We start from the raw sequence: 25,290 nt of genomic DNA, 5'->3' as shown, positions 1-25,290 counted from the left end.
TGGATCTGTGACGAGAATCTTCGCGGCGTCGCTGGTCGCGGCGGCGACTCTGCTGGCGGCGCCGCACGCGGCGGCCGATCCGCAGGATCTCGTGCCCTACTGCTCGGGCGACCAGACGCCGATGGACGACAACTGCCGACCGATGGCCCATCAGGAGTACACCCACGGATCGGGATTGGACCCCGGCCTGTCGAGCGGCTTGGACCCTTCGAACCCGTCAGTCGTCAGCGGCGGTTGATCGGCGCGCCCGACCGGTCGCGCACGGCGGCACGGTGGCGGCATCATGCCGCGTTGGGTTCTGGCCCGTGCGGCTCGTCAGCCTGGTTGCCACCGTCGGCTTCCGGGACTTCGGTGTCTGCGTCCAGTCGACGGTGTAGCCGTTCCGGCCGGTGGAACTCGTTGACGCGCGCTTGCCCGGTGTCGAGGTGCGGCGGCGGTATCCACTCGACATCGTTGTCGCCGTTGACCCGGGTGCCCCAGCCGTCGGAACCGACCATGCGGTTGTCGGGCCCGCACGCCAAGCCGAGTTCGTCGACGTTGGTTTGTCCATCGTCGGCCCAGTCGCGTTCCGCGTGATGGACTTGGCACCCGTAGGCGGGCACCGTGCAGCCCGGCTTGGTGCAACCGCCGTCGCGAGCGATGAGCATGATCCGCTGGGCCGGCGAGGCCACGCGGCGGGCGCGAAACAAGTCCAGGGCCGACCCGGTGGCCTTGTCGAACACCGCCAGGTAGTGGTTGGCATGGGCGGCCATGCGGATGACGTCGGCGATGGGAATGACGGTGCCGCCACCGGAGACTCCAACGCCGGCCCGGCTCTCTAGGTCCTGCAGTGTGGTGCGGATGACGATCGAGGTCGGTAACCCGTTGTGCTGACCCAACTCCCCGCTTTCCAGCACACTGCGTCCGACCGCGACCAATGCGTCGTGCTGGCGCTGCGCCAGGTTACGGTGGTCTTGGTCGATCTGCGCCTGTGACGGCGAGCCGGAGACGCAAGGATTTTCGTCGTCAGGGTTGCACATGCCCGGCGCCGCCCACTTCGCGAAAATCGCCTCGTATATCGCCCATGCTTCGGGAGTCAGATTGCCTTTGAACGGGATCATCTTGTCGGACCCCTGGGGCCCCTTCGTGAAACCGCGACGCCTTGCACGCTCCCTTTCGTCGGGTTCGGGGCCGTCCTGATCGAGCAGGAATAAAATGCGATCGGCGTTGTCCCTCAATTCCTTTGGTCCCACGCCGACAGCGGTGCGAGCCAGGTCCACTTCGATCTGAGCGCGGGTGAGGGAATCTACCGAAGGCGGGATGCGGCCCATTGCCTCGCGCACGACCTTGACGTGTTCGCGATTGATCAATCCATTCGCCTCAACGAGCGCTGTGGCCGGCAACACCGGCTCGAGTGGTTCTCCGGTCAGTGTGCGCCGGGGCGCCAACAGGCTCGCCTCGTCGAGCCGGCGGTTGGCCTCGGTGGGCGAGATGCGCCACCGGACCGACAGAAAGTCGCGCCAGGTCTTGGCGCCCATCTGGGTGGCGCTGGTCTCGGTCTGCAAGCGCGCCAGCATGCGGTGGCTCTGGCTGGGCATCTGGCAGGTGAGGGTTTCGAGTTCGTCGAGCACGCCGACCAATTCCGTCGTGGCGAGTGTGTCGATAGGCAGTGCGGCCAGTTCGTCGAACGCTGAACGCAGCGCGGCGACCGCCGTTTGCACCGCTCCGGAAGTCATGACTCGAACGTATGTTCGAATGTTAAGAATGCCATGGCCTAGCCCTGAAGAATCTCTGAGAGCTTTAGGGCGGAGCTGTAAAATCGCTTCAGAGAAGAGCCGTAAAGTGTTGTCACACAGTCTGTTCAGTCGCGACGATGCTCCGGGAGGACATGCGATGAGGGCCCTGGTGATCGGTGAGGCGTTGATCGACATCGTCGAGCGCGCCGGCTCGACCGCAGAGCACGTCGGCGGCAGCCCGCTCAACGTCGCGGTTGGGCTGGCCCGCCTGGGCCGCACCGTCGACTTCCTCACCCACATCGGCGACGACGGGCGCGGGCAGCGCATCGCCGACTATGTCGAAAGTTCTGGCGCACAACTTGTTACGGGAAGTGCGAACGCGGACCACACCTCGACCGCGTTGGCCACTATCGACGAGCGTGGCTCGGCCCAGTACGAGTTCGACATCGAATGGCAGCTGACGGGCACACCGGAGGTGGGGCCGCCTCTCGTCGTGCACACCGGGTCGATCGCAGCGGTGCTGGAACCCGGCTGCCGCGCCACCGCCGCGCTGGTCGACACCTACCATCTCTCCGCGACCGTCACGTTCGACCCGAATCTGCGGCCGGCGCTGATCGAGGATGCCTCTCAAGATGCTCGGGCCGCACGTGGTCGCATCGATCGGCTCATCGAGCGGTGCGACGTGGTCAAGGCGAGCGATGAGGACATGCGCTGGCTCGATCCCGGTCGGTCCCCCGAGCAGATCGCGCAGACATGGCTGACGCTGGGCCCATCCGTCGTCGCGGTGACGATGGGCGGGCGCGGGTCGTTCGCGGTGTGTGCGGAGGGCCTGGTGCGCGTGCCGGCGTTCGAGGTCGACGTCGTCGACACGGTGGGTGCCGGCGACGCGTTCATGGCGGGACTGATCGACGCACTGTGGACGCTGGGGTTGCTGGGTGCCGAGCGGCGACGTGACCTGGCGCGGATCGGCACCGAGGCGCTGACGACCGTGGTGCGCGCCGCCGCGATGTCGTCGGCGTTGACCGTTTCCCGCGCCGGCGCCGACCTGCCCGATCGCGCCACCCGCGATGCCGCGCTGAAATCAGCCATACTGGGTTGATGCGTTCCATATGGAAAGGCTCTATCGCGTTCGGCCTGGTGAACGTCCCGGTCAAGGTCTACAGCGCGACCCAGGACCACGACGTCAAGTTCCACCAGGTGCATGCGAAGGACAACGGACGCATCCGGTACAAGCGCGTCTGCGAGATCGACGGCGAGGAAGTCGAGTACCGCGACATCGCGAGGGCATACGAATCCGACGACGGACAGACGGTGATCATCACCGACGAGGACATCTCGACGCTTCCGGAGGAGCGCAGTCGAGAGATCGAGGTACTGGAGTTCGTTCCGGCCGGCGACATCGACCCGATGATGTATGACCGCAGCTATTTCTTAGAGCCCGAGGGCAAGTCGTCGAAGTCGTATGTGCTGCTGACCAAGACGCTCAAGGAGACCGACCGGGTCGCGATCGTCCACTTCGCGCTGCGCAACAAGACCCGCCTCGCGGCGCTTCGGGTTCAGGACTTCAGCAAGCGCGACGTCATGGTGATCCAGACGCTGTTATGGCCCGACGAGATTCGCGATCCCGATTTCCCGGTGCTGGACAAGGAAGTCGACATCAGGCCGGCCGAGCTGAAAATGGCCACCCAGGTTGTCGATTCGATGACCGACGACTTCAATCCCGACCGCTATCACGACGACTATCAGCAGCAACTGCACGAGCTGATCCAAGCCAAACTCGAAGGCGGCGAAGCCTTTACCACCGAGGACCAGCCGCAGGAACTCGACGAGACCGAGGACGTCTCCGACCTGTTGGCCAAGCTCGAGGCCAGCGTGAAGGCGCGGCGCGAGGGCCGCGGTGGCTCGCGCAGTTCCGACGACGGGGACAAGCCCGCCGCGAAGGCAGCCGCGAAGAAGGCGTCGGCGAAAAACAGCACCGCCAAGAAAACGCCCGCTAAGAAGCCGCCGGCCAAGAAGGCGGCTAAGAAGGCGCTGGCGAAGAAGGCGGCATCGAAGAAGTAGCGCTTCTGGCGCCGAGATCTGCGGTAGGGCTGTGAAACGACGCGGCCAGCGACCCCCTTGCAGAAATCGGCGCAGTTGCCGTGCCCTGTTACGGTTCGCCCGCGAGGAAAGGACTCCGAAACGTGATTCTGGACAGATTCCGACTGGACGATCAAGTGGCAGTGGTCACCGGCGCGGGCCGCGGCCTGGGTGCAGCGATGGCGCTCGCATTCGCGGAAGCCGGTGCGGACGTGGTGATCGCGTCGCGCACGCAGTCGCAACTCGAGGAGGTGGCCGGCCAGATAAAGGGCGTCGGCCGCAGGGCGCACGTCGTGGCGGCCGACCTCGCGCATCCCGAGGACACCGCGACGCTGGCCGAGACCGCGATCGAGGCGTTCGGGAAACTGGACATCGTCGTCAACAACGTCGGCGGCACCATGCCGAACGCGCTACTCAACACGTCCACCAAGGATCTGCGCGACGCGTTCACCTTCAACGTCACCACCGCGCACGCGCTCACCACCGCCGCCGTCCCGCTGATGCTCGAGCACTCCGGCGGCGGCAGCATCATCAACATCACCTCCACCATGGGCCGGTTGGCCGGTCGCGGATTCGCCGCCTACGGCACGGCCAAGGCGGCGCTCGCCCACTACACCCGGCTCGCCGCGCTCGATTTGTGCCCGCGTATCCGGGTCAACGCCATCGCGCCGGGGTCGATCCTGACGTCGGCGCTCGACATCGTGGCCTCCAACGACGAACTGCGTAAGCCGATGGAAGAGGCCACCCCGCTGCGCCGGTTGGGCGAGCCGCACGACATCGCCGCGGCCGCGGTGTACCTCGCCTCGCCCGCCGGCAGCTACCTCACCGGCAAGACGCTGGAGGTCGACGGTGGCTTGACGGTCCCGAATCTGGACATGCCCATCCCGGATCTATGACAGGACATCCGTCGGCCGGCGCCGAAAGGCTTGTACGCTGTGCGCCGAGGCCGGGGGTAGACCAGACTGAGGACATGCCTATGCGGACCACACTTCGTTATCTCGCCCCGGTCATCGCAGCCGGCGGCATCGCCGCGGCCCTCGCGGCACCGCCGGCCGGCGCCGAACCGGCTCCCGATCCAACGCTGCCGCAGTGTGTCGACACCGGCGGCGCACAGGCCATCGGCGGTTCCACCACCGAATGCGTGACACCGGGCAACGTCTCGATCGACGCCACCCCCGCCCAACAGGAGTACGTCGGTCCATGGGGAAGCATGTGGGAAGGCGACGGCTTCTTCTTCCCGTGATCGGGCTCGGCGGCCGGCACAGATAGCACCCGCGCTCCCGCGCTCGACAGGTTTCGCCTAACCTAACTTTTCTATTCGCTACTCCGGATAGAAAGTGAGGCGCGTGGACCAGCGCAGCGAGGTCAAGCTGCGGCCGAGCTGGGTGCTGCTCGGCCCGGCGTTCGTGGCGGCCATCGCCTACGTCGACCCCGGCAACGTCGCCGCCAACGTCAGTGCCGGCGCACAGTTCGGCTTCCTGCTGGTCTGGGTCATCGTCGCGGCCAACGCGATGGCCTGCATCGTGCAGTACCTATCGGCCAAGCTCGGCCTGGTGACCGGGATGTCGCTGCCCGAAGCGGTGGGTAACCGGATGCGCCGCCGCACCCGGCTGACCTATTGGCTGCAAGCCGAAATGGTCGCGATGGCAACCGATCTCGCCGAGGTCGTGGGCGGCGCGATCGCGCTGTACCTGCTGTTCGACCTGCCCCTGCTCACCGGCGGCATCATCACCGGTGCCGTCTCGCTGCTGTTGCTGTTGGTCAAGGACCGCCACGGCCAGAGTTCGTTCGAACGCGTCATCACCGGCCTGCTGTCGATCATCGCGGTCGGATTTCTCGCCAGCCTGTTCGTCGCTCCCCCGCCGCTCGGCGAGGCGGCTGCCGGTCTGGTACCGAAATTCGCCGGCGCCGAGAGCGTGCTGATCGCGGCGGCCATGCTGGGCGCCACCGTGATGCCGCACGCGGTGTATCTGCACTCGGGCCTGGCGCGGGACCGACACGGCCATCCGGGCCCCGGCCCGAGGCGACGGATGCTGTTGCGAATCACCCGATGGGATGTCGGCATCGCGATGGTGATCGCGGGTGCGGTCAACCTGTCGATGGTGCTGGTCGCCGCGACCAACCTGCAGGGGCAGGAGAACACCGACTCGATCGAGGGCGCGCACGCCGCGGTCGGTGCGGCCCTCGGCCCGACGATCGCGTTGCTGTTCGCGATCGGCCTGCTGGCCTCGGGGCTGGCGTCGTCGTCGGTCGGCGCCTACGCGGGCGCGATGATCATGCAGGGCCTGCTGCACCGCGCCATTCCGCTGGTGTTGCGCCGCCTCATCACGCTGCTGCCCGCGCTGGTGATCCTCGCGGTGGGCGTCGATCCCAGCCGCGCGCTGGTGTTGTCGCAGGTGGTGCTGTCGTTCGGGATCCCGTTCGCGCTCATTCCGCTGGTGCGGCTGACCAGCGACCGGACGCTGATGGGTGACGACACCAACCACGGGGTGACGACGGCTCTCGGCTGGGGCATCGCCGGCGTGATTAGTCTCTTGAACGTGGTGCTGATCTATCTGACGCTGACGGGTTGATGCACACATACTTCGCCTACGGGTCGAACCTCAACGTCGTGCAGATGGCGTTGCGGTGTCCCGATGCGGCGAACCCCCGGCCGGCGAGGCTGGCCGGCCACGACTGGCTGATCAACGAGCGGGGCGTTGCCACCGTCGACCCGTTCGACGGCTCCGAAGTGTACGGAGTGGTGTGGCAACTCAACGATCGCGACTTGGCGGTGCTGGACAGCGCCGAAGGCGTCCCGGTCCGCTACCGCCGCGACCGGCTCACGGTGCACACCGACGACGGGCCCGCGGACGCCTGGGTGTACATCGACCATCGCGTCGAGCCCGGTCCGCCGCGACCGGGATACCTTGAGCGCATCATCGACGGCGCGCTGCACCACGGCCTGCCGCAGGGCTGGGTCGACTTCCTCGGCCGATGGGATCCGGCGCATTGGCCCGGCCGGACCCACCACTCCAATCTTTCGGCCCCACAGTCTCTTTCGGAACTGCTGGCGCAGCCCGGAGTCACCGAGGACCGCATCCTTCGGTCCCGGTTCGGCTTCCTGGCCATTCACGGCGGCGGACTGGAGCAGATGACCGACGTGATCGCCGAACGCGCCGCCGACGCCGCGGGCGCCTCGCTGTATGTGCTGCGCCATCCCGACCATTACCCGCACCATCTGCCCTCGGCGCGGTACCGCGCGCAGGATTCCGAACGGCTCGCGGAGTTCCTCGACCACGTCGACGTCGCGGTGTCCCTGCACGGGTACGGCCGCATCGGCCGCAGCACACAGTTGCTGGCGGGTGGCCGCAACCGCGCACTCGCCGAGCACCTCGCTCGTCGTGTGGAAGTGCCTGGCTACCAAGTGATCACCGATCTCGACGCGATACCTCGCGAACTACGTGGACTGCACCCCGACAACCCGGTCAACCGTGTCCGCGGCGGCGGTGCGCAATTGGAGCTGACGCCGCGGGTGCGCGGCATCAGCCCTCGCAGCCAGCTACCCGGCGACGACGGCCTGACGCCGGCGACATCGGCGTTGGTCCGGGGGCTCGTCGCCGCCGCGCATTCCTGGGAACTCTGAGCACCCATCCGGCCGGCGCGCGGCCCCGAATACCTTATGTGGACGGCTCGTACCTGTACCGGACCCGGACCGCGCACCTGCGGCGCGCGCCGGTGTACCACCATTTCGAGCATCACGGCTACAGCTGGCTCATCGACGTCGACCGAGTCCCCAGCATTCCGTGGTGGCTGCGCCCCTTCGCCCGGTTCGACGCCCGCGACCACCTCGCCGGCTCGCCGGGCGACTCGTTGCGACAGCGCATCGATGCGTTCCTGTGGGACCGCGGCGTCGACCTGAACGGCGGCCGGGTCACCGCGCTGCTGCAGGCTCGGGTGTTGGGCTACGTCTTCAACCCGATGACGCTGTACTGGTGCCATGACGCCGACGGCGTGCTGCGCCACATCGTGATGGAGATGCACAACCACCGCGGTAAGCGGCATGCGTACCTGCTGCCGCCGGGTCCGGACGGGATGTCGATGACGCCGAAGAAGCTGCGGGTGTCGCCGTTCAACGGCGTCGACGGCTACTACCTGGTGCGCGCCCCGCACCCCGACGCCGAGGTGGACGTGACGGTATCCCTGCACCGCAGCGCCGGGCCGGCGTTCGTTGCGAGGATGCGAGGAACACGCAGGCGCGCTGGCATCGTCGAGTTGTTGCGGATGCAGGCGGTGGCGCCGCTGGCACCGTTGATGACCGCGCTGGAGTACCGAGTCCAACACTGTACGCTGTGGCTGCGGCGCGTTCCCGTCGCAAAGCCTGCTGACCCGGTCGGTCAAACCTGTGCTCCGGCACAGGCTTTGGTCACCCATGCGGCCAGATCGCGATAACCATGACGGTGCTGACGCCGGTGGCTAGGCTACCGCTGGTGACCACGGACCTCGACGAACTGCTTCGCCAGGTGGCCCAGCAGGATGTCGAGGCGTTCGCCACCTTCTATGACCGCACCCATTCACGGGTGTTCGGGCTGGTGACCCGGGTGCTGCGCGACCCGGGGTACAGCGAGGAGACGACGCAGGACATCTATCTGCAGGTGTGGCGCAACGCGGGCAGCTACGACCCGTCGGCGGGGTCACCGCTGGCGTGGCTGATGACGCTCGCGCACCGCCGCGCCGTGGACCGGGTGCGTTCCGAACAGGCGGCGAGCCAGCGTGAGCACCGCTACGGCGCGGCCACAGTCAACCCGCCGGCCGATCACGTGGCCGACTCGGTGATCCTAAGCGACGAACGGCGACAGGTGGCCGACTGCCTGGGATCGCTGACCGATGTGCAGCGGGAGTGCATTCAACTCGCCTACTACGACGGGCTGACCTACGCGCAGGTGTCCGAACGGCTGTCGGCGAACCTCGCGACCATCAAATCGCGGATGCGCGACGGCCTCCGCGGTCTCCGCAAGTGCTTGGGGATGGCATGACCGGGCCCATGGATTCCGACCTCGGCGCCCTCGCGGTGCCGTACGCACTGGACGCGATGTCCGACTCCGAACGCGAGGACGTCGACCGCCGCGTCGCGGCCGCCCCGCCCGCCGTCGCGCAGGCCTTCGCCGACGAAGTGCGGCGAGTTCGGGAGGCGATGGCGGTGGTCTCGGCGGCCACTGCGACCGAACCGCCCGCCGACCTGCGCGCGCGCCTGCTGGCCGAAATCGGTGGCGACCGACCGGCGCCGGTGCGTCAGTTGCGGCCGCGCCCCTCCCGTTGGCAGAAGACCGCGCTGGCGGCCGCGGCCGTGCTCGTGGTCGGTGCGGGCGCTCTCGGTGTCGGTCTGGCGCTGCGGCCGGCCTACCACCCGTCGACTGCCGAGCAGGTCTTCGCCGCCCCCGATGTACGGACCGTTTCGGGCGACATCCCGGGCGGGGGCACCGCAACCGTGGTGTTCTCCCGCGAGAAGGACGCCGGCGTGCTGGTGATGAACAACGTCGCCCCGCCGCAAGCGGGAACCGTGTACCAGATGTGGCTGATAGACGGCGACGGGCCGCATGCCGCCGGCACGATGGACCCGCAGGCCGTCGCCCCGTCCACCACCGCCGTGCTGCCCGATCTCGGCGACTCGCGCAAGCTCGCGTTCACGATCGAACCGCCCGGGGGTTCGGCGCAGCCGACCAGCGCGCCGTTCGCCGAGTTGCCGCTCGCCTAATTGGTCTGTGTCGCGAGTGCTACACGAGGGTCGTGATTTCGAAGAATTCACAGCCATGGTGTAGCTCTCGCGAAACAGCGGTTCAGGTACCCGCCAGCGTCGCCTCGGCTGCTTCGGCGACGACATCGCTCACCTCGCGGCGCCGCTGCCATGCCCGTCGCTGCCGGATGGCGCCGTTGCCCTCTTCGGTGACGCGGTGCAATTCGCCGAATACGAGGTCGTAGTCGCCGACCGCCTCAAGCGCCGGCCGGACGTGTTCGACGAGACGGTCCAGCAGCGCTCGCGCGGGCACCCGCTGGTGGCTTTCGAACAGGTCGACCGCATCACCGTCGAGGCCGTCGCGCGCCGATTTCCAGTACGCCGCCTTGAGCGCATGCGGCGCGAGCGGCGGTGTCGACCCGCCGCGGCGCTCGTCCTCCAGCGCGGTCATCACCGCGGCCCGGGTCAGGGCGGCCAGCAGCACGGTCTCGGCCACCGTTGCGGGCACGTCGGCGACGCGCACCTCGATCGTCGGGAATTCCTTCGACGGGCGCACGTCCCAATAGACCATGCCGTCGTCGAGCATCGCGCCGGCCTGTTGCAGCATCTGCACGACGGCGTCGTACTCGTCGACGGAGTCGAAGTGCGGCGGCGGACCCGCGCTGGGCCACCGCGCCCACAGCACACTGCGCCAGCTGGCGTAGCCGGTGTCGGACTCGCGGTAGATCGCGGAGTTGGCACTGAGCGCCAACAGGCTGGGCAGCCACGGCCGCAGCCGGTTGCTGACCCGGATCGCGGCCTCCCGGCTGGGCACCGCCACATGCACGTGGCAGCCGCAGATGCCCTGCTCCTGAGCGATCATGCCGAACTTGTCGCCGATCTCCCGATACCGCGGCGTGTCGGTGATCGGGAAGTCTGTCGGGAGGGTCGGGGGCAGCCCGACCGCGAGCAGTTGCGCCCCGGCGGCGCGTGCGGCCTCGGCGGCAACGCGCCGGAGGCGCAACAGTTGGTCACGCAGTTCGCGGGTCGAGCCGAGCACCTCGCTGGTGGTCTCCACCTGACAGGTGGTCAGTTCGAGTTGCAGCCTCACGCCGCGGGCCGCGGACTCGCGGGCGACGACCGCATTGAGCGCGACCGGTTCGCCGCTCGTGGGGTCGGCGAGCAGGAACTCTTCTTCGACGCCGATCGTGGGATGCGTGGCCATAAGTGTGGGGTAGCCGAAATATTGATCCGGCCCGTCGGAATGATTCACGACGGGCCGGATCGGGGCAACAATCCTTCAGGTCTGGGCGACGTCGGCGGTTCGAAGTCGGCGGCAGATGTATTGCCCGCGACGTGTGCGCGCCAAACATTTCGCCGACCGTCGTTGGATGCCTGCCCCGCAATACGATCGCTGATGTGACCAAACCGTTCCGGTTCGGCGTCGGCCTGCAGGCCGCCCGCCGTCAGAAGTCAGTGCAGGACTGGGCATGCCGCGCCGAGGACATGGGCTACGACATCGTGCACGTCGCCGACCACCTCTACACGACCGCTCCGTTCCCGATGATGACGGCGATGGCGATGGCGACCGAGCGGCTGCGCGTGGGCACCTTCGTGCTCAACGCCGGGTTCTACCGGCCCGCGCTGCTGGCGCGCGAGGTGACCTCGCTGCGCGACCTCAGCGGCGGGCGCTTCGACCTCGGTCTCGGGACCGGCTACGCCAAGGAGGAGTTCGAACAGGCCGAACTCCCGTTCCCGTCGGCCGGCGAGCGGGTGGACTGGCTGCGCCACGTCACCGAGCACATGACCCGGCACACCCCCGACGTGCCGATCCTGATCGCGGGCAACGGCGACAAGCTGTTGACACTGGCCGCACAGCGGGCCGACATCATCGGGTTGACCGGCGGCGCGCCGCGCACGGCGACGTCCGACCCGCTGGCCGACCGCATCGCGTTCGTCCGCGAAGCCGCCGGCGACCGGTTCGACCACCTCGAGCTCAACATCGCCGTCACGGCCATGCCGACCGACGACTCCGGCAGGCCCGACCTGTCGATCACCCGCCGGTTCCTGCCCCATCTGTCCGAAGACGAATTGCTGGCCACCCCCGCGGTGCTGTCGGGGTCGACGACGGAGATCGCCGACACGCTTCGCGGCTATCGCGAGACGTACGGCATCAGCTACATCACGGTCCAGCAGCGGCACGCCGAACCGTTCGCCAAGGTGATCGCCGAACTATAACGACGGCGCGGCCGCGGTGTCGGCGGACCGCAGCACGAAATCCGACCACTCGGGTTCGCGAACCGCGTCGTGATATTCGTAGAGCTTCCACGGACTCACGGTGTGGATCTCGCCGCGGGCGTTCTTGAAGTAGGAATGTTCGATCGACGGGTGCGCCCACACCGTCATCGCGATCGCTTCCTGCGACCTACGGCGCCACTTTTCGGTGGCGTCGGCCTTCGGTTCGATCGAGTGCAGTCCCCCGGCCAGCGCGTGCAGGCACTGGCCGATGTAGCGCATCTGCAACTCGGAGTTGAAGATGAGGCTGCCACCGTGCGCCAGATGCGTGCCCGGGCCGTAGGTGAGAAAGAAGTTCGGGAAGCCCGGCACCGTGATCCCGCGGTACGCGTATGGCCGGTCACCCCAGACGTCGCGCAGGTCGATCGGGTTGCCGTCGGTGTCGCGACCGGTGATCCGCAGCGGCCACAGCACCTCGGTCGCGCGAAAACCCGTGGCGTACACGATGACATCGGCGGGCCGGTCTTGACCGTCGGCGGTCACCACGCCCGTCGGCGTGATGCGCTCGATGGGCGTGCGGACCAACTCGACGTTGTGCCTGCGCAGCGTCTGCAGCCAGGTCCCGTCGTCCTGCAGCGTGCGTTTACCCGTCGCGGGATAGTCGGGCAGCACCTTGGCGAGCAGTTCTTGGTCACCGTCGACCTGGCTGCTGATCCAGTCGGTGAACATCATCCGCGCGGCGGCGTTGATGTCGCTGACCGCGTAGTCGCCCTGCGGGTAGACGGGGTCGACGCGGGCGGCGTCGAGGCCCTTGTCGGCGCCCGGCCACAGCAGCAGGAAGCGGTACCAGCGGGAGTAGAACGGCAGGTGCTCCATCGCCCACCGGGTCCCGTTGCCGACTTCCTTGTGGTACATCGGGTTCGGGAACATCCACTGGGCGGTGCGCTGGTAGACGTCGAGGTGCTCGACGTCGTCGGCGATCGCGGGCGCGATCTGAAATCCGCTTGCGCCTGCGCCGACCAGCGCGACCCGCCGCCCGGCGACCCGGACACCGTGATCCCACGCAGCCGAGTGAAACGATGGACCGGCGAACGTATCCGCGCCCTCGATGTCGGGCACGTGTGGCCGGTTGAGTTGGCCGACCGCACTGATGATCGCGCGTGCGGTGACCCTCGACACCCGGCCGTTCTTGGCGCGCAGCGCCACGGTCCAGGTGCCCGACGCGTCGTCCCAGTCGGCGGAGACCACCTCGGTCTCCCACCGGACGTGCTCGCCGATGCCGTGCTTGTCCATCACGTCGACGAAGTACCGGCGCAACTCGGGTTGTTCGGCGAAGTAGTGGCTCCACTCGTTGCTGGGTTCGAAGCTGTAGCAGTAGAAGTGGTTGGCCACGTCGACGCGCGCCCCGGGATAGCTGTTCTCCCACCAGGTTCCGCCGGGGCCGGCGTTCTTCTCCACAACCGTGAACGGCAGGCCGGCCTGTTTGAGGCGGATGGCCGCGAGCAGTCCAGACTCACCGCAGCCGATGACGATCACGGGCAGCCTGGACGCCGCATCCGGATCGACCGTTTCGGGCCTGCGCGGATCGACGCCATCGAGATCGAGTTCCTCGGTCAAGAGCGGCAGGTACTCGTCGCCGACGGGTTCGCATGCCGCCCAATCCATCATCTGCCTGACGACGGATGCGCTCAGCGGCGTGGGTTCGGGACAGCCGCGGTCGCGATAGTCGGTGATCACCTCCAGCGCCTCGGCCCTGGCCCGGGCCTTGTCGTCTTCGGACATGAAGCCCTGGACCTCGTTGAGGAACAGCCCGGCTTGGGCGTAGTCGCGGATGAAGCGGGTGTCGCCGGTGATGTGCACCAGGCTGAGCAACAGGGTCGGAACGCTGACGTCTTCGAGTGCCTCTCGAATCGTGGCGGTCGGCGTTGTGAAAGGCGTGCCCGCGTAGCGACTGCGCACGACATGTCCTCCTGACCGCGACGGCCCACGCTCAATTACGGAACTAAAAGTAGCGTATTGCACGCCGGACGCTTGACGGTGAGCTTTGACCGGCGGGGCGCCGAGCCGGCACAGGTGGCCGGCCCTGCCCTTACCGGTAGCAGTCTGGATCGACAGGCAGCGGCGCATCGGGGAGTATCGGGTCGTGGCGCAGGACGAACGGGATGCACGACGTCCCTCTTCGGCGGCGATTCGCCGGTGGCGGCGGATGCTCGCCAACGAACGCGAGGCGGCAATGGTCTACCGGGAGCTGGCTGCGCGTCGCGCCGGCGAGGAGCGCGAGATCCTGCTCGGGCTCGCCGAGGCCGAGGAGCGCCATGCGGCGCACTGGGAGCAGCTGTTGGGAGAGCAGGCCGGCCAGTTGCCCCGGGCAACCCTTCGCGAGCGGCTCATGGGGCTGATGGCACGGCGCTTCGGCTGGGTGTTCGTGCTGGCGCTGATGGAACAGGCCGAACGTCGGGCAAGCATGGCCGACAAGGACATGCCGGCGTCGATGGTGGCCGACGAGCTGATCCACGGCGAGGTGGTTCGCGGGCTGGCGGCGCGGGGGCGTTCGCGGCTGTCCGGGACGATGCGAGCCGCGGTGTTCGGCGCCAACGATGGGCTGGTGAGCAACATCGCGCTGGTTCTCGGGGTGATCGGTGGCGGGGCCAGCGGCCAAACCGTGCTGCTGACGGGGTTGGCCGGGCTGCTGGCAGGCGCGCTGTCGATGGCGGCCGGGGAGTACATCTCGGTGAGCTCGCAACGGGAGTTACTGGCGGCATCGGCGCCGGACGAAGAGGCGAAGGCTTCGGTGCCGGAACTCGACGTCGACGCGAACGAGCTCGCCTTGGTATACCGCGCCAGGGGGATGCCGGCCGACGACGCCGAGCGCCGGGCGAGGGCCGTGCTGGGTCGTAGGCGCGTCCGACCGATGACGTTGAACGCCGAGGCCGACGGGGCCGAGGTAGTCGGCAGCGCGATGAACGCTGCGGCGTCCAGTTTCCTGTTCTTCAGCGTGGGCGCGGCGATACCGGTGCTGCCGTTCCTGTTCGGGATGGAGAATACCGGGGCGGTGATCGTGTCGGCGGCGCTGACCGGATTCGCCCTGATGCTTGCCGGCGCCACCGTCGGGGTTCTCTCCGGCGGCCCGCCGCTACGCCGAGCACTGCGCCAGCTCGCGATCGGCACCGCAGCCGCCGCGGTGACCTTCCTGCTCGGCCTAGGGTTCGACGCCGTCGTCGGCTGACCCCAGCGTCGCAGTCGGATCACCTCCCGCGCGGACGTGCCGGCGGTGCGTCGTGGCCAATTCGTAACGCATCAGGCGGGTTTGCGCGCATATGACGCATGTGGTCTTCAAAAATCGCATGCGCGTCCTGCACATCCTCCGCTGAACTCCGTATCAGCTTGGGCCAGCACTGGTTTGGGCGAGGCGTAGGACAGCACCTGACCCTCTCGGCTGCCGTAGCGATACACCGTGATGCCCTTGACCTTCGCCCGCCACGCGGCCAGGTAGAGCGCACGGACATCGTCGACTGTCGCGGTAGCAGGCAGATTGACCGTCTTCGACACTGCGGCGTCGACGTGGCGCTGCACTGCGGCCTGCATCCGTAAATGCCACTCCGGCGCGATCTCCGCGGCGATGGGGAAAGCCGCCCGCACCTCGACCGGCAGCCGCGAATAGCCACGAACTCCTCCCCGCTGCGCGATCTCGGCGATCAGCTCATCGCTGTACAGCCCCCGGTCGCGGGCCAGCCGGTCGAAGGAGGGGTTGACCTCCAGCAGGTGCCTGCCGACGATGGCGCGGGTGAAGGCGATGGCGAACATCGGCTCGATTCCCGCGGTGGTTCCCGCGATCAAGGAGATCGTGCCTGTCGGTGCGACGGACGTGACCTGTGCGTTGCGCCGCGGTCCGCTACGCACGAACCGGCTGTCGGCGAACGCGGGAAACGAGCCCCGGTCCTCGGCCAACCGACTCGATGCCGCGTGTGCCGCCTGCTGAATGCGGCGCATGACCCGGCTGGCCAGCCGCACGGCTCTCTCGCTGTCGTATGGAATGCTCAGCGTGGCAAGCAGTTCGGCCAGACCCATCACCCCCAGCCCGATCTTGCGAGTCGCCCGCGTGGCCTCGCCCAGTTCGGGGAACGGGTACCGGCTGACGTCGATGACGTCGTCGAGGAACCGCACCGCCACCCCAGCCACCTCATCGAGCCGGTCCCAGTCGACGCGACCGTCGGTCACCATCGAGGCCAGGTTGATCGAGCCGAGGTTGCATGACTCGTAAGGCAGCAGTGGGACCTCTCCGCACGGGTTGGTCGCCTCGATTCGACCGCGCCCCGGCACCGGGTTGGCTCGATTGATCGTGTCCATGAACAGCAACCCGGGGTCGCCGCATGCATGCGCCGCTTCGCAGATGGCGTCGAACAGCTCGGCGGCCTGTATCCGCGCAACGGTCCTGCCGGTTCGAGGGTTGACCAGACGGTGAGTGCCGTCACGCTCGACGGCGCGCAGGAACGCGTCGCTGACCCCGACCGATAGGTTGAAATGCGGAAGGCTTGCCGGCGATTTGGCCTTCGCGGCGACGAAGTGGTGGATGTCGGGGTGTGACGCGTCGAGCACCGCCATACAGGCACCGCGACGGCGCCCGCCCATCGAGATGACGCCGGCGGCTGTGTCGTACAGCCGCAGAAACGACACCGGTCCGCTGGCAGTGCCGCCAGTACTGGCCACCCAATCCCCGGCCGGTCGCAGGCGGCTGAACGCAAATCCGGTGCCGCCGCCGGTCCGCTGGATCTCCGCGGCATGTCCCAGGGTGGTGAAGATCGAATGCACCGAATCCTTTACGGGCAGAACGAAACACCCGGCGAGAAGACCAAGGTCGGTGCCGGCGTTCATCAGCGTGGGCGAATTGGGCAGAAACTCGAGATTGCGCAGCAGCGCCGAGAACCGCTCGACCCACTGCGTCGACGAGCCAGGCAGATATTCGTCCTCGGCCGCCGCGACGCAGCGCGCGGCCCGATCCATCATCTCGCCCGTCGATTCGGTGGGCCTGCCCTGGCGATCGCGAAGCAGATAACGTTCGCGCAGTACCGTCACCGCGGCCAAGCTCAGCTTCAGCTCGTCACGGACTCCGAGCAATTCCTTTGCCGTACGCAACTCGGCGCGCCGCTGCCGATAGATGACGTAGGCGCGGTTGACATCGTCAAGACCGGCTTCGCCCAGCCGCGCCTCGACGAAATCCTGGATCTTCTCGACGGGGGCAGCGCCGGTGCCCAACGCGTCGGCGACGGTCCTCGCGATTGTGACCGGCATGTCGGGATCGTCATACGCCACCTCGCGGGCCGCCCGCGCGACCGCAGCTTCGATCCGGGTGACGTCGAACGGCGCCAACGTCCCATCCCGGCGCCGAACCTTCGACGGCCACCCGGCCGTCCCCGCCGACTTCGTCGTCCGACTCAAAACTGCCTACTCGCTCCTGCCGTGGTGCGTCACTGCACCGATTCGATGTGGCGCCCGTTCGCGGCTTCCTCCTACTCCTGCGCGGTGACCACAATAGGTACCCGTGCCCCCCTTTGAGCAGTTCTTTGGCCCTTAGCCGCCACCCCGGTCACCAAGACGAATCCCCACCACGCATGTCCGAACGTCGCGTGGCCGCTACACTCACACCCGCCGCACCCCGACGTCTGCCAAACCGCCGGGGAACGGCAGCAGGACGCCGAGAACTCCGCTGACCTCCATCGGCCGCGGCGAACGGCTAGGTTCTAGTCAGTATCACGGTTCCCGCCCTCGTAGCTCAGGGGATAGAGCACGGCTCTCCTAAAGCCGGTGTCGCAGGTTCGAATCCTGCCGGGGGCACTCTCTGCGCGCAGCATCAGTCGCCAATCAGCGCGCGAGCGTCTTTCATCAACAGCATTAGGTGCAGCGGATCGGTCGGAGAGGTCTCGAAGTCGAGTGGGCGTAGAACGCGCGGGCCTCGTCGTGCAACGCGTGAACAAGAATCGCCCGCACCCCGATCGGAGTCCCCATCCTGGACGCAGCGACCGATCGCATCACGCAGCTGTCGTCCGTCACGTAATTCCCCAGGGGTTGGCGTCACGTAATTCCCCAGGTGCGGGCCTCGGTGTTGGTCTTACCGTGCCCGCGGGGTGGTGTCTAGTTGGTGGGGTGGCCAGGTCGTTTCCGGGGCCGGTAGCTGGGTCCGTCCATGAGGATTTGGTGGCTGGTGTTGATGAGCCGGTCGAGCAGTGATTCGGCGACGACCGGGTTGGGGAACAGCGGGTACCAGTCCTTGGGGGCGCGGTTACTGGTCAGGATCACGGGTTTGCCAGCGATGGCCCGATCGGAGACCAGATCGTAGAGGTCGTCGGATTGGGTGGTGGTGTGCTCACGCATCGCGAAGTCGTCGATGATCAATACCAATGGTCGGGTGTATTCGCGCATGCGTTGGCCGATGGTGCGGTCGGCGTGGCCTCCGGCCAGGTCGGCGAGCATGCGGGCGCATTTGACGAACCGGACGTCGCCGCCTCGGCGGGCGACGTGGTGTCCGAGTGCTTGTGCCACATGGGTTTTGCCGACTCCGACTGGGCCGTAGAGGATGACCGATTCGCCGGCGTCCAGCCAGCGCAGCGCGGCCAGATCGCGCAGCATGGCGCCGGGCAGTTTCGGGTTGGCGGTGAAGTCGAAGTCTTCGAAGGTGGCTTGGGCTTCGAACTTCGCGCGGCGCAATCGTCGCCTCAGGGCGGCCGATTCGCGGCGGGCGATCTCGTCCTCGCAGAGTGCTTGCAGGAAGTCGAGGTGGCCGAGTCCGCCGTCGCGGGTTTGGGCCAGTCGAGCGTCGAGGGTGTCGAGCATGCCGGACAGTTTCAGGGTGCGCAGCGCATTGCGCAGTGCTGGGTCGCAGATGGACACAGGTGTCTCCTTGATAGTTGGATTGTGGTGTGGGGATGAGTGATTCACTGATCAGGCGACGGGGGTGCCGAACTGTTCGGGGCCGCGCAGAAACGCCCCAGCCGCCGCGGCCGCACCACCGCCGGTCGGCGCGTCGTCGCCGTGTTCGGTACCGGCGATCAGGATGCCCTTGATGGTGCGATAGGACGGGTCGCCGACCTCGATGGCGCGGGCGCAGGCGGCCTCCAGCCGCGCACAGCCGTGTTTGTCGCGCAGCCCGAGCACCCCTTGGGCTGAGCGCAGGTGATGGATGGCGTTATCGGTCATGAATTCGGTGATCACCGCCTCGCAGGCCGGCCCGATGAGCTCGGCGGTGCGCCGGCACCAGGTCGGGGTCTTCATCGCAAACGCGATCTTTTCCGGCGGGTAGTGGGTGAAGTCGGTGGATCGCCCAGACGGGCGGCGCACGTGGGTGGCCACCACGTCGGCACCTGCGAAGATCTGCACGATATCGCCGGCGGTGCGGGCATGCAGGCGCTGTCCGATCAGCCGCCACGGGACGCTGTAGAGCGCCTTGGCGACCTTCAGATGCGCATCGACTCCGACGGTGCCTATCGACCAGGTGGTGAGTTCAAATGCTCTGGGCGGCAACGCCATCAATGCGTCACGTTCGATCGCCTCGAACACCCGCAACGGTTGGGCACCCTCGAGCGCTCGCGAATGCCGCATGCCGGCCACCTCGGTGCTCCAGCGCAGCGCATCGGCCTGCATCCCGGCCAGCGACGCGAAGTCGCGGCCGCGCCAGAACGAGTCCCGCACATACGGCATCGGTCGTTCCACTCGGGGCTTGTCCTTGGGTTTGAACGCCCGCGCCGGGTCGATCAGGGCGCCATAGTGGGTGGCCAACTCGGCGTACGAGCGGTTGATCTTCGGGTCATATAGATCGGGTTTGTCCACTCCGGTCTTGAGGTTGTCACACACCAGCCGCGCCGGCACTCCTCCGAAGAACTCGAACGCCGCGACATGACAAGCGCACCAAGTGGTTTGGTCCATCCGGATCACCGGACGCACGAACAGGTGCCGCGAGCACGACAGCACCATCACGAACGCCCACACCGCCACCCGGCGGGCAGCCGACGGGTCGAACCACATTCCCAGCCGGCCGTAATCGATCTGCGCCTCACTACCCGGGTCCACCGGCCCGCGCGGCACGGAGACCCTCTCCCGGGCCACCTCATCAGCGAAATGCGTTGCGATCCAACGCCGCACCGACGACTCCGACGCTGCCACCCCGTGATCGTCTCGCAACCGCTGGGCGATCGTGGCCACCGTGACATCGGCGTCCAGCCACGCCTCGATCCGATCTTCGTGCGGCGCGATCAACGGCCACGTCGACGCCCGCGCCCCCGGATCACTCAGCTCAGGGAACCAGCCGCCGATCAACTCCGCCCACTGATCGGCCGAGAGCGCCTCGCCGCCGGGCTCGATACCGTCGGCGATCGCCGGAGCCAAATATTTGCGGACGGTCTTCCGATCGATACCTAGCGACGCCGATAACTGGACCTGCGAGCGGCCCGCGTGCCAGTGGGTAAACAACTCGACCAAATCGAGCATCACGATATTTCTCCTCGCCATCAGCGCCCTTCCATCCGCCAGCCGACGGATGCAGAGCGAACCTTGCTGCGAGGCCCACACCGGGCAGACACACCGCCCAGGGTGGGGAATTACGTGACAGCCGGGGTGGGGAATTACGTGACGGACAACCCCTCAAACCTGGGGAAATACGTGACCGCTGACACGCAGCAGATGTCTGCCCAGGACCCTGCCCGGATCTTTGCGATCAACCGCCAACCGCGACAACAGGATCACCGGCACGGGGCCAGGCATATTGCGACGCACCCGTCCCGGGGCATCGGCGCGTGCAAACCGACCCTGACGCCAGCGCATAGAAGCCGACTACCCGACCGTCACGGCACGTCACGAAACAGCGCGACCCTCCCTGCACATGATTGGCCAACGCCCGCTTGCGCAAGTAATCGTCCAGACCGGGCTCGCCGCTGCTGAAGCTCGTGACGTCATCGGCGTCGCTGACAGGTCGCGGCGCGCTGTAGCCGCCCACCCCTCGGTGTCGAAAATGGACCGCTCGGCGAACAGCCTCTCCAACCGGGGCTTGTGTGAGACGGGCCGGTCCAGCGCGGCGAGGAACTCAGTCCACGCGGCATCGGTGAGCACGAAGAGCCGGCGGTCGGCCAGCACGTCGCGCGCGTGCGCCAACGCCGCGGTAACCGTGAAAATGGTGAGGTCAGTCCCCTCGACCTCGGCGGCACGACGAATCAGCGCGTCCTGCTCAGGGGTCAGGCGCGCTGCAAGACGCCCGGTCTTCCGCTCGGCCTTGGTAGCCATCCGATCGATTGTTCGCCTGACGCGTACAAGTCAACGCTGGCAAGCCGCTGATACCCGGCCTCTGGCGGTCGCGTCGCCGCCGCAGGCGCTGCTGCATAGCAGCGCCCTGTGGGTTCTAAATTGCATGGCGGATGGCGACGCGTCTACCAGCGGTCTTGCAGAATTCTCATTGAAATGCCGAACCTCGGACTTCGGATTTTCCATCCGGTTAGGGGTTTCTCGGCTATACGGTTTGGGTGTCAGCACCTCGCTGGGCAGCACTGTTCAGGAGCCTTCGAATGACGCGATGCAGTTGTCGGCCGGTGGTCGGAGTTCGGCGGCGATGACCTGTCCATATTGCGGCTCCAAACTTGCTTCCGAGGTCAACTGCGACCGGTGCGGGGCGGTCTACGCCCCGACGGCGTCGACGGGCTGGCGCCCGGACCCCACGGCGCGACACGAGGGGCGCTACTACGTCGCAGGCCGTCCGACGAACCGGGTGCGCAACGGGAAACGCGTAGCAGCAGACCCGACCGGTGGTCAGATGCTGCCGGACTATGTCGAGATACCCGTGTCGAGGTCGAGCATTCGATTGAGCTGGCCGGCGACCGGGGCGACGACGGTGATCATCGTCTTGGCGGCAGCGATCGTCTGGGCACTGCTACGCGGCAGTACCTCGACACCACCCTCTCCGGAAACCACCTATCTCTCCGGGCTCAAGGACGCCGGGCTGTCGAACGAATTCAACTCCGAAGCCGGAGCCATCGCCCACGCCCGCCAGGTGTGCCGACAGCTGGAAGAGGGCGGACCCGAGCAGGGTCTGCCGGCCGACAAGTTCGCCGTCGAGGCATTCTGCCCGCAGTTCGCCGAGGGCTTCCACATCCTCGAAAAGACAACCGTCAAGGGGACATTCGTACTGATGGACAGCAATGGCCTGGGGGCAATCGCCACATCTGAGACGTCATGTGAGGGCGCATACGGCTATTCCGACATCGGGCATGACACTCCGGTCACGGTCAAGAACGGCAAGAACGAAATCCTGGCCACCACCACGCTCGGTCAGGGCAGGGCCGACAGCGCGACATGTAACTTCTCGTTCAGCTTCCCGGTAACCGAGGGCCAGGATCGCTATGTCGTCTCCGTGGGGCACCGAGGCGAGTTCAGCTTCACCTTCGCCCAGCTTCGAGCCCACGGCGTGCAAATACGCCTCGGGCAGTGACATCGAACGAAGGCCGAAAGTCCCCGCCGATACCACCCAAAGAACCTTTCCGGACGGCCGGTCCGCGACCAGGATGAGGCCATGGCGCGCAATCGGTGGCTGGTCATGGAGCCTCCGTCGACAGGAGCGGAACCTCCGTTCCGCACCCGGCTCGCCGGCGCCGGTCGTCACCTGCCCAGCACGCGGCTCACGACCGAAGAACTGATGTCCACCACCCGCCATCGCACCCACATCAACCTCGAACGACTGACCGGAATCCGCGAGCGCCGCGTATCGGTTGGTGACGAGGACTCCTACAGCCTCGCGACGGCCGCCGCACTCGACTGTCTCGACAAGGCGCACCAGGAAGCTTCGTCGGTGGACGCGGTGATCAGTTGCAGCATCACCAAATTCCGCGGTGGCCTGACCCAGTGGCTCGAGCCGACGATGAGCAGCGCCGTCGCTCAGGCCATCGGGGCCGAGAACGCGATGACGTTCGACCTGTCGAACGCCTGCGCCGGAATGCTTTCTGGGGTGACCGTCGCCAACAACTGGATCCGGCAGGGCGTCATCGAGCGCGCACTGGTGGTCAGCGGCGAATACATCTCACAACTCGGCCAGAACGCGGCCCGCCATATCCGCAGCATCATGAGCAAGGAACTCGCGTCGTTGACGCTCGGTGACGCAGGCGCCGCGCTGCTGTTGGAGCGGGCGCCCACCGGAAGCGGCAGCATCACCCTGGCGGGTTTCACCACCGTCGCCGACTACAGCAGGCTTTGTCTCGGCTACCCCAAAGGCGCTGACCCGGGTGCTCGAATGTTCACCGACGCCAGAGGGATTCACCGGGCGGCAATGGACAACACTCCGATGTTGCTGGAAGAAGTGCTCGATTCGGCCGGTATCTCGATTCACGACATCGACCACGTCATCACGCATCAGACCTCGGCCCGCGCAATCCGGAAGGGAATGGCGCGGGTGTCGGCCGCCTTCGGTGACGCCCCGCGGCATGACGCGGTGATCACCGTCGACCGGTACGGCAACACCGCGTCCACCACCCACACGGTCGCCCTGATCGAGGAACTCGAAGCGCGGCACATCGAGCCGGGCGAGACGATAGCGCTCATCGCGTTGGCGTCGGGTCTGGAGATCGGCGTGGTGCTGATGACCCTGGACGAGGAATTGGTGAGCCGATATGGCCACGAGGATTGATCGCATCGAGTTGGCACCGGGACGCTGGCGTCACCGGCACAGCGCACTTCGCCTGGCGGTCAAGGCCGCTCGCGACTGCCTCCACAACGCGGGGTGTCCACCGCACGACCTCGACCTTCTCATCAACGCGGGCATCTATCGCGACCGCAACCTCGGGGAGCCCGCCCTGGCGGCGATGATCCAACACGACATCGGCGCCAACCCCGAAGACCCGCACGCCGGCTCGCACGGAACGTTCTCCTTCGATGTGGCGAACGGTCCGTGCGGCGTCCTCACCGCGCTGCAAGTGGTCGACGGGTTCCTGCGGTCGCACGCCGTCGACCGTGCCCTCGTGGTCGCGAGCGACGCGAACCCAGGGCGCGGGCTGAGCGAACGTTTTCCGTTCGCGCCTGCCGGCGGCGCACTGCTGTGTAGCTGGACCGACGACGACCGTGGCCTCGCCCGAACGCACTGGACGAACCTTCCGGAGGCGCGCGAAACCTACAGCGCGACAGTCGGACTGATCGACCACCGCAACGTCCTGCGTTTCGATGTACCAGAGTCGGCGGACGAAGCGTTCGCCGATGCCGCGGCGCGGGCGGCCGGCCAGTGTCTGAGGGCCGCGTCGATTACGGCCGAGGACCTCGACGCGATCGTCGCGGCTCCCGCACACGCGCAGTACCGGGCCGCGCTCGCGGCCAGGCTGGACGTGGGGCCCGACCGGATCACCGTTGCCGACGACACCGGCCTGCACACCGTGTCCCTCGTGGCCGCGCTGTCCGACGCCCTGAGCAGGGCGCGACCCGGCGCACAACTGTTGCTCGCCGCCGCGGGCGCCGGCGTCACCGCGGGCGCCACCCTGTATCGGGTGTGACCGCATCACACTCAATCGCGGACCGCGCCGATCTCTCCGGTGATCTGGGTGGGTTCGGGAACCATCTCGAAGAACCGCTCCACATCGGCGCTGGTGAACGCCGCGGTTCCCGGCATGCGCAGCTTCGCGGTTGCGGCGGCGATGCCGAACCGCACCGACTTGACGAGCGGCCAGGCGCGGGTCAAGCCGATGGTGATTCCGGTGACCATCGCGTCTCCCGCGCCGACGCTGCTGATTGGTTCGACGGGGACGGGCGGAAACTTATAGCTCTCGTGCGGCGTGGCCAACAGCGCGCCGTCGGAGCCCAGCGACACGATGACCGCCTGTGTGACCCCGCGGTCGATGAGGCCGTGGGCGGCCGCGAGTTGCTCTGCTTCGGTCTCCAGCGGGAGGCCGACGCACTCGCGGAGTTCACGCAGGCTCGGCTTCATCAGAAACACGCCCGACTGCACGTGACGTAGTCCGCCACCCCACGTATCGAGGATGAGCAGGACGCCGAGTTCGCGGCAGATGTCGGCCACCCGGTTGAAGAAGTCCACCGGCACACCGGGCGGGAGACTGCCGCTGGCCACGACGATCTCCGCCGTTGCCGCGTCCGCCCGCAACTCGTCCAGGCACTGATCCTGCTCGGCGGAATCGAGCGCGGGACCGGGGAACACGAACCGGAACTGTTTGCCGGTGCTGGTTTCGTTGACGGTGAAACTCTCGCGCGTCGCGTTCTTGACCGGGACGCGCCGCACCGGCACGTCAGCCTGTGCGACGAGATCGGTGACCACCGCACCCGTCGGCCCGCCCGCCGGAAAGACCGCGGCCACCGACCCGCCGAGCACCCGCACGAAGCGCGCCACGTTGACGCCGCCGCCGCCGGGGTCGTACCGGGCGCCCGCGCACCGGATCTTCGACGTGTGCTGCACGACGTCGGCGTCGATGGTGACGTCCAGTGCCGGGTTCATCGCCAGAGTGACGATCGTCGGCTGGTCGTCGGCAGGAGGTGACGGTTCCACGCGGCGATGCTCCGTTCGCTCGTCTTGTTCGCGGTCAAGCGCTGGACTCGACCATGGTC

The 25,290-nt window shown here is 67.4% G+C and carries 22 protein-coding genes, 1 tRNA gene and 3 pseudogenes; 16 read left to right on the top strand and 10 right to left on the bottom strand.

Going from position 1 to position 25,290, the window contains the following annotated elements; all coding sequences use genetic code 11:
• The first annotated feature begins 7 nt into the window (after positions 1 to 7).
• Positions 8 to 238, top strand: coding sequence for a hypothetical protein (locus tag QGN32_RS16450; protein WP_326545385.1), 231 nt, complete (start codon positions 8 to 10; stop codon positions 236 to 238).
• A gap of 43 nt (positions 239 to 281) precedes the next feature.
• Here the strand turns inward: QGN32_RS16450 and QGN32_RS16445 are convergent, their stop codons facing one another.
• Positions 282 to 1,715, bottom strand: a complete 1,434-nt coding sequence (locus QGN32_RS16445) for an HNH endonuclease signature motif containing protein (RefSeq protein WP_326545384.1) — start codon at positions 1,713 to 1,715, stop codon at positions 282 to 284.
• Between the two features lie 157 nt (positions 1,716 to 1,872).
• Between QGN32_RS16445 and QGN32_RS16440 the strand changes: the two genes are divergently transcribed.
• From QGN32_RS16440 to QGN32_RS16400, 9 genes are all read left to right on the top strand, one after another.
• A complete protein-coding gene (locus QGN32_RS16440) occupies positions 1,873 to 2,814 on the top strand; it encodes a carbohydrate kinase family protein (RefSeq protein ID WP_326545383.1) in 942 nt (313 codons plus the stop codon).
• On the top strand, positions 2,814 to 3,776 hold the full coding sequence (gene ku, locus QGN32_RS16435; protein WP_326545382.1) for a non-homologous end joining protein Ku: 963 nt from the start codon (positions 2,814 to 2,816) through the stop codon (positions 3,774 to 3,776). The genes QGN32_RS16440 and ku overlap by 1 nt, the downstream gene beginning before the upstream one ends.
• Positions 3,777 to 3,898: 122 nt before the next feature.
• Complete coding sequence (locus tag QGN32_RS16430) at positions 3,899 to 4,690, top strand: SDR family oxidoreductase (RefSeq protein ID WP_326545381.1); 792 nt, start codon at positions 3,899 to 3,901, stop codon at positions 4,688 to 4,690.
• An 80-nt stretch (positions 4,691 to 4,770) separates the two neighbouring features.
• Positions 4,771 to 5,037 carry a hypothetical protein gene (locus QGN32_RS16425; RefSeq protein ID WP_326545380.1) on the top strand — a complete coding sequence of 89 codons (267 nt, stop codon included), beginning with the start codon at positions 4,771 to 4,773 and terminating at the stop codon, positions 5,035 to 5,037.
• 103 nt (positions 5,038 to 5,140) lie between these two features.
• Positions 5,141 to 6,367, top strand: coding sequence for an Nramp family divalent metal transporter (locus tag QGN32_RS16420; protein WP_326545379.1), 1,227 nt, complete (start codon positions 5,141 to 5,143; stop codon positions 6,365 to 6,367).
• A complete protein-coding gene (locus tag QGN32_RS16415; protein ID WP_326545378.1) occupies positions 6,367 to 7,419 on the top strand; it encodes a poly-gamma-glutamate hydrolase family protein in 1,053 nt (350 codons plus the stop codon). Before QGN32_RS16420 ends, QGN32_RS16415 begins: the two co-directional genes overlap by 1 nt.
• Before the next feature lie 38 nt (positions 7,420 to 7,457).
• Complete coding sequence (locus tag QGN32_RS16410) at positions 7,458 to 8,225, top strand: DUF1365 domain-containing protein (RefSeq protein WP_326545377.1); 768 nt, start codon at positions 7,458 to 7,460, stop codon at positions 8,223 to 8,225.
• A 2-nt stretch (positions 8,226 to 8,227) separates the two neighbouring features.
• Positions 8,228 to 8,809, top strand: a complete 582-nt coding sequence (locus tag QGN32_RS16405; RefSeq protein ID WP_326545376.1) for a sigma-70 family RNA polymerase sigma factor — start codon at positions 8,228 to 8,230, stop codon at positions 8,807 to 8,809.
• Complete coding sequence (locus QGN32_RS16400) at positions 8,806 to 9,528, top strand: anti-sigma factor (protein WP_326545375.1); 723 nt, start codon at positions 8,806 to 8,808, stop codon at positions 9,526 to 9,528. The genes QGN32_RS16405 and QGN32_RS16400 overlap by 4 nt, the downstream gene beginning before the upstream one ends.
• An 82-nt stretch (positions 9,529 to 9,610) precedes the next feature.
• Here the strand turns inward: QGN32_RS16400 and QGN32_RS16395 are convergent, their stop codons facing one another.
• Entirely contained in the window at positions 9,611 to 10,711 is a 1,101-nt protein-coding gene (locus QGN32_RS16395) for a glutamate--cysteine ligase 2 (protein ID WP_326545374.1), read from the bottom strand.
• A gap of 194 nt (positions 10,712 to 10,905) precedes the next feature.
• Between QGN32_RS16395 and QGN32_RS16390 the strand changes: the two genes are divergently transcribed.
• The gene (locus QGN32_RS16390; protein WP_326545373.1) at positions 10,906 to 11,724 is read left to right on the top strand and encodes a TIGR03621 family F420-dependent LLM class oxidoreductase; all 819 of its coding nucleotides are present in this window, start codon (positions 10,906 to 10,908) and stop codon (positions 11,722 to 11,724) included.
• Here the strand turns inward: QGN32_RS16390 and QGN32_RS16385 are convergent.
• On the bottom strand, positions 11,719 to 13,680 hold the full coding sequence (locus QGN32_RS16385) for a flavin-containing monooxygenase (RefSeq protein ID WP_326545372.1): 1,962 nt from the start codon (positions 13,678 to 13,680) through the stop codon (positions 11,719 to 11,721). The genes QGN32_RS16390 and QGN32_RS16385 overlap by 6 nt on opposite strands.
• A gap of 247 nt (positions 13,681 to 13,927) precedes the next feature.
• Between QGN32_RS16385 and QGN32_RS16380 the strand changes: the two genes are divergently transcribed.
• Entirely contained in the window at positions 13,928 to 14,947 is a 1,020-nt protein-coding gene (locus QGN32_RS16380) for a VIT1/CCC1 transporter family protein (protein WP_326549111.1), read from the top strand.
• Between the two features lie 107 nt (positions 14,948 to 15,054).
• On the opposite strand, the gene QGN32_RS16375 is transcribed toward QGN32_RS16380, so the two are convergent.
• Positions 15,055 to 17,157, bottom strand: a complete 2,103-nt coding sequence (locus QGN32_RS16375) for an adenosylcobalamin-dependent ribonucleoside-diphosphate reductase (RefSeq protein ID WP_326545371.1) — start codon at positions 17,155 to 17,157, stop codon at positions 15,055 to 15,057.
• Between the two features lie 323 nt (positions 17,158 to 17,480).
• Between QGN32_RS16375 and QGN32_RS16370 the strand changes: the two genes are divergently transcribed.
• Positions 17,481 to 17,553, top strand: a tRNA-Arg gene (locus QGN32_RS16370).
• A 16-nt stretch (positions 17,554 to 17,569) separates the two neighbouring features.
• Here QGN32_RS16370 and QGN32_RS16365 read toward each other — a convergent pair.
• The 5 genes and pseudogenes from QGN32_RS16365 to QGN32_RS16345 all read right to left on the bottom strand — a co-directional run.
• Positions 17,570 to 17,755: pseudogene (locus QGN32_RS16365) on the bottom strand (GNAT family N-acetyltransferase); the annotation flags it as partial.
• 95 nt (positions 17,756 to 17,850) lie between these two features.
• Positions 17,851 to 18,606: an IS21-like element helper ATPase IstB gene (gene istB / locus QGN32_RS16360; RefSeq protein WP_326545370.1), complete on the bottom strand. Its 756-nt coding sequence runs from the start codon at positions 18,604 to 18,606 to the stop codon at positions 17,851 to 17,853.
• A gap of 51 nt (positions 18,607 to 18,657) precedes the next feature.
• Positions 18,658 to 20,199 (bottom strand): IS21 family transposase, encoded by a 1,542-nt coding sequence (gene istA, locus QGN32_RS16355; protein WP_326549110.1) that lies wholly within the window; start codon positions 20,197 to 20,199, stop codon positions 18,658 to 18,660.
• 183 nt (positions 20,200 to 20,382) lie between these two features.
• Positions 20,383 to 20,704, bottom strand: a pseudogene (locus QGN32_RS16350) (GNAT family N-acetyltransferase); the annotation flags it as partial.
• Positions 20,704 to 21,085, bottom strand: a pseudogene (locus QGN32_RS16345) (type II toxin-antitoxin system TacA family antitoxin); the annotation flags it as partial. The pseudogenes QGN32_RS16345 and QGN32_RS16350, both read right to left, overlap by 1 nt.
• A 225-nt stretch (positions 21,086 to 21,310) precedes the next feature.
• Between QGN32_RS16345 and QGN32_RS16340 the strand changes: the two are divergent.
• From QGN32_RS16340 to QGN32_RS16330, 3 genes are all read left to right on the top strand, one after another.
• Positions 21,311 to 22,186, top strand: coding sequence for a DUF732 domain-containing protein (locus tag QGN32_RS16340; RefSeq protein WP_326545369.1), 876 nt, complete (start codon positions 21,311 to 21,313; stop codon positions 22,184 to 22,186).
• A gap of 81 nt (positions 22,187 to 22,267) precedes the next feature.
• Positions 22,268 to 23,374 (top strand): 3-oxoacyl-ACP synthase III family protein, encoded by a 1,107-nt coding sequence (locus tag QGN32_RS16335; RefSeq protein WP_326545368.1) that lies wholly within the window; start codon positions 22,268 to 22,270, stop codon positions 23,372 to 23,374.
• Entirely contained in the window at positions 23,358 to 24,227 is an 870-nt protein-coding gene (locus QGN32_RS16330) for a 3-oxoacyl-[acyl-carrier-protein] synthase III C-terminal domain-containing protein (protein ID WP_326545367.1), read from the top strand. Before QGN32_RS16335 ends, QGN32_RS16330 begins: the two co-directional genes overlap by 17 nt.
• Positions 24,228 to 24,238: 11 nt before the next feature.
• On the opposite strand, the gene QGN32_RS16325 is transcribed toward QGN32_RS16330, so the two are convergent.
• Positions 24,239 to 25,180 (bottom strand): 1-phosphofructokinase family hexose kinase, encoded by a 942-nt coding sequence (locus QGN32_RS16325; RefSeq protein ID WP_326549109.1) that lies wholly within the window; start codon positions 25,178 to 25,180, stop codon positions 24,239 to 24,241.
• Between the last annotated feature and the right edge of the window lie 110 nt (positions 25,181 to 25,290).

Source organism: Mycolicibacterium sp. ND9-15, assembly GCF_035918395.1.
Lineage (GTDB): Bacteria > Actinomycetota > Actinomycetes > Mycobacteriales > Mycobacteriaceae > Mycobacterium.
Note: the sequence above shows the minus strand (reverse complement) of the source record. Positions and strands in the feature narration are given on the sequence as shown.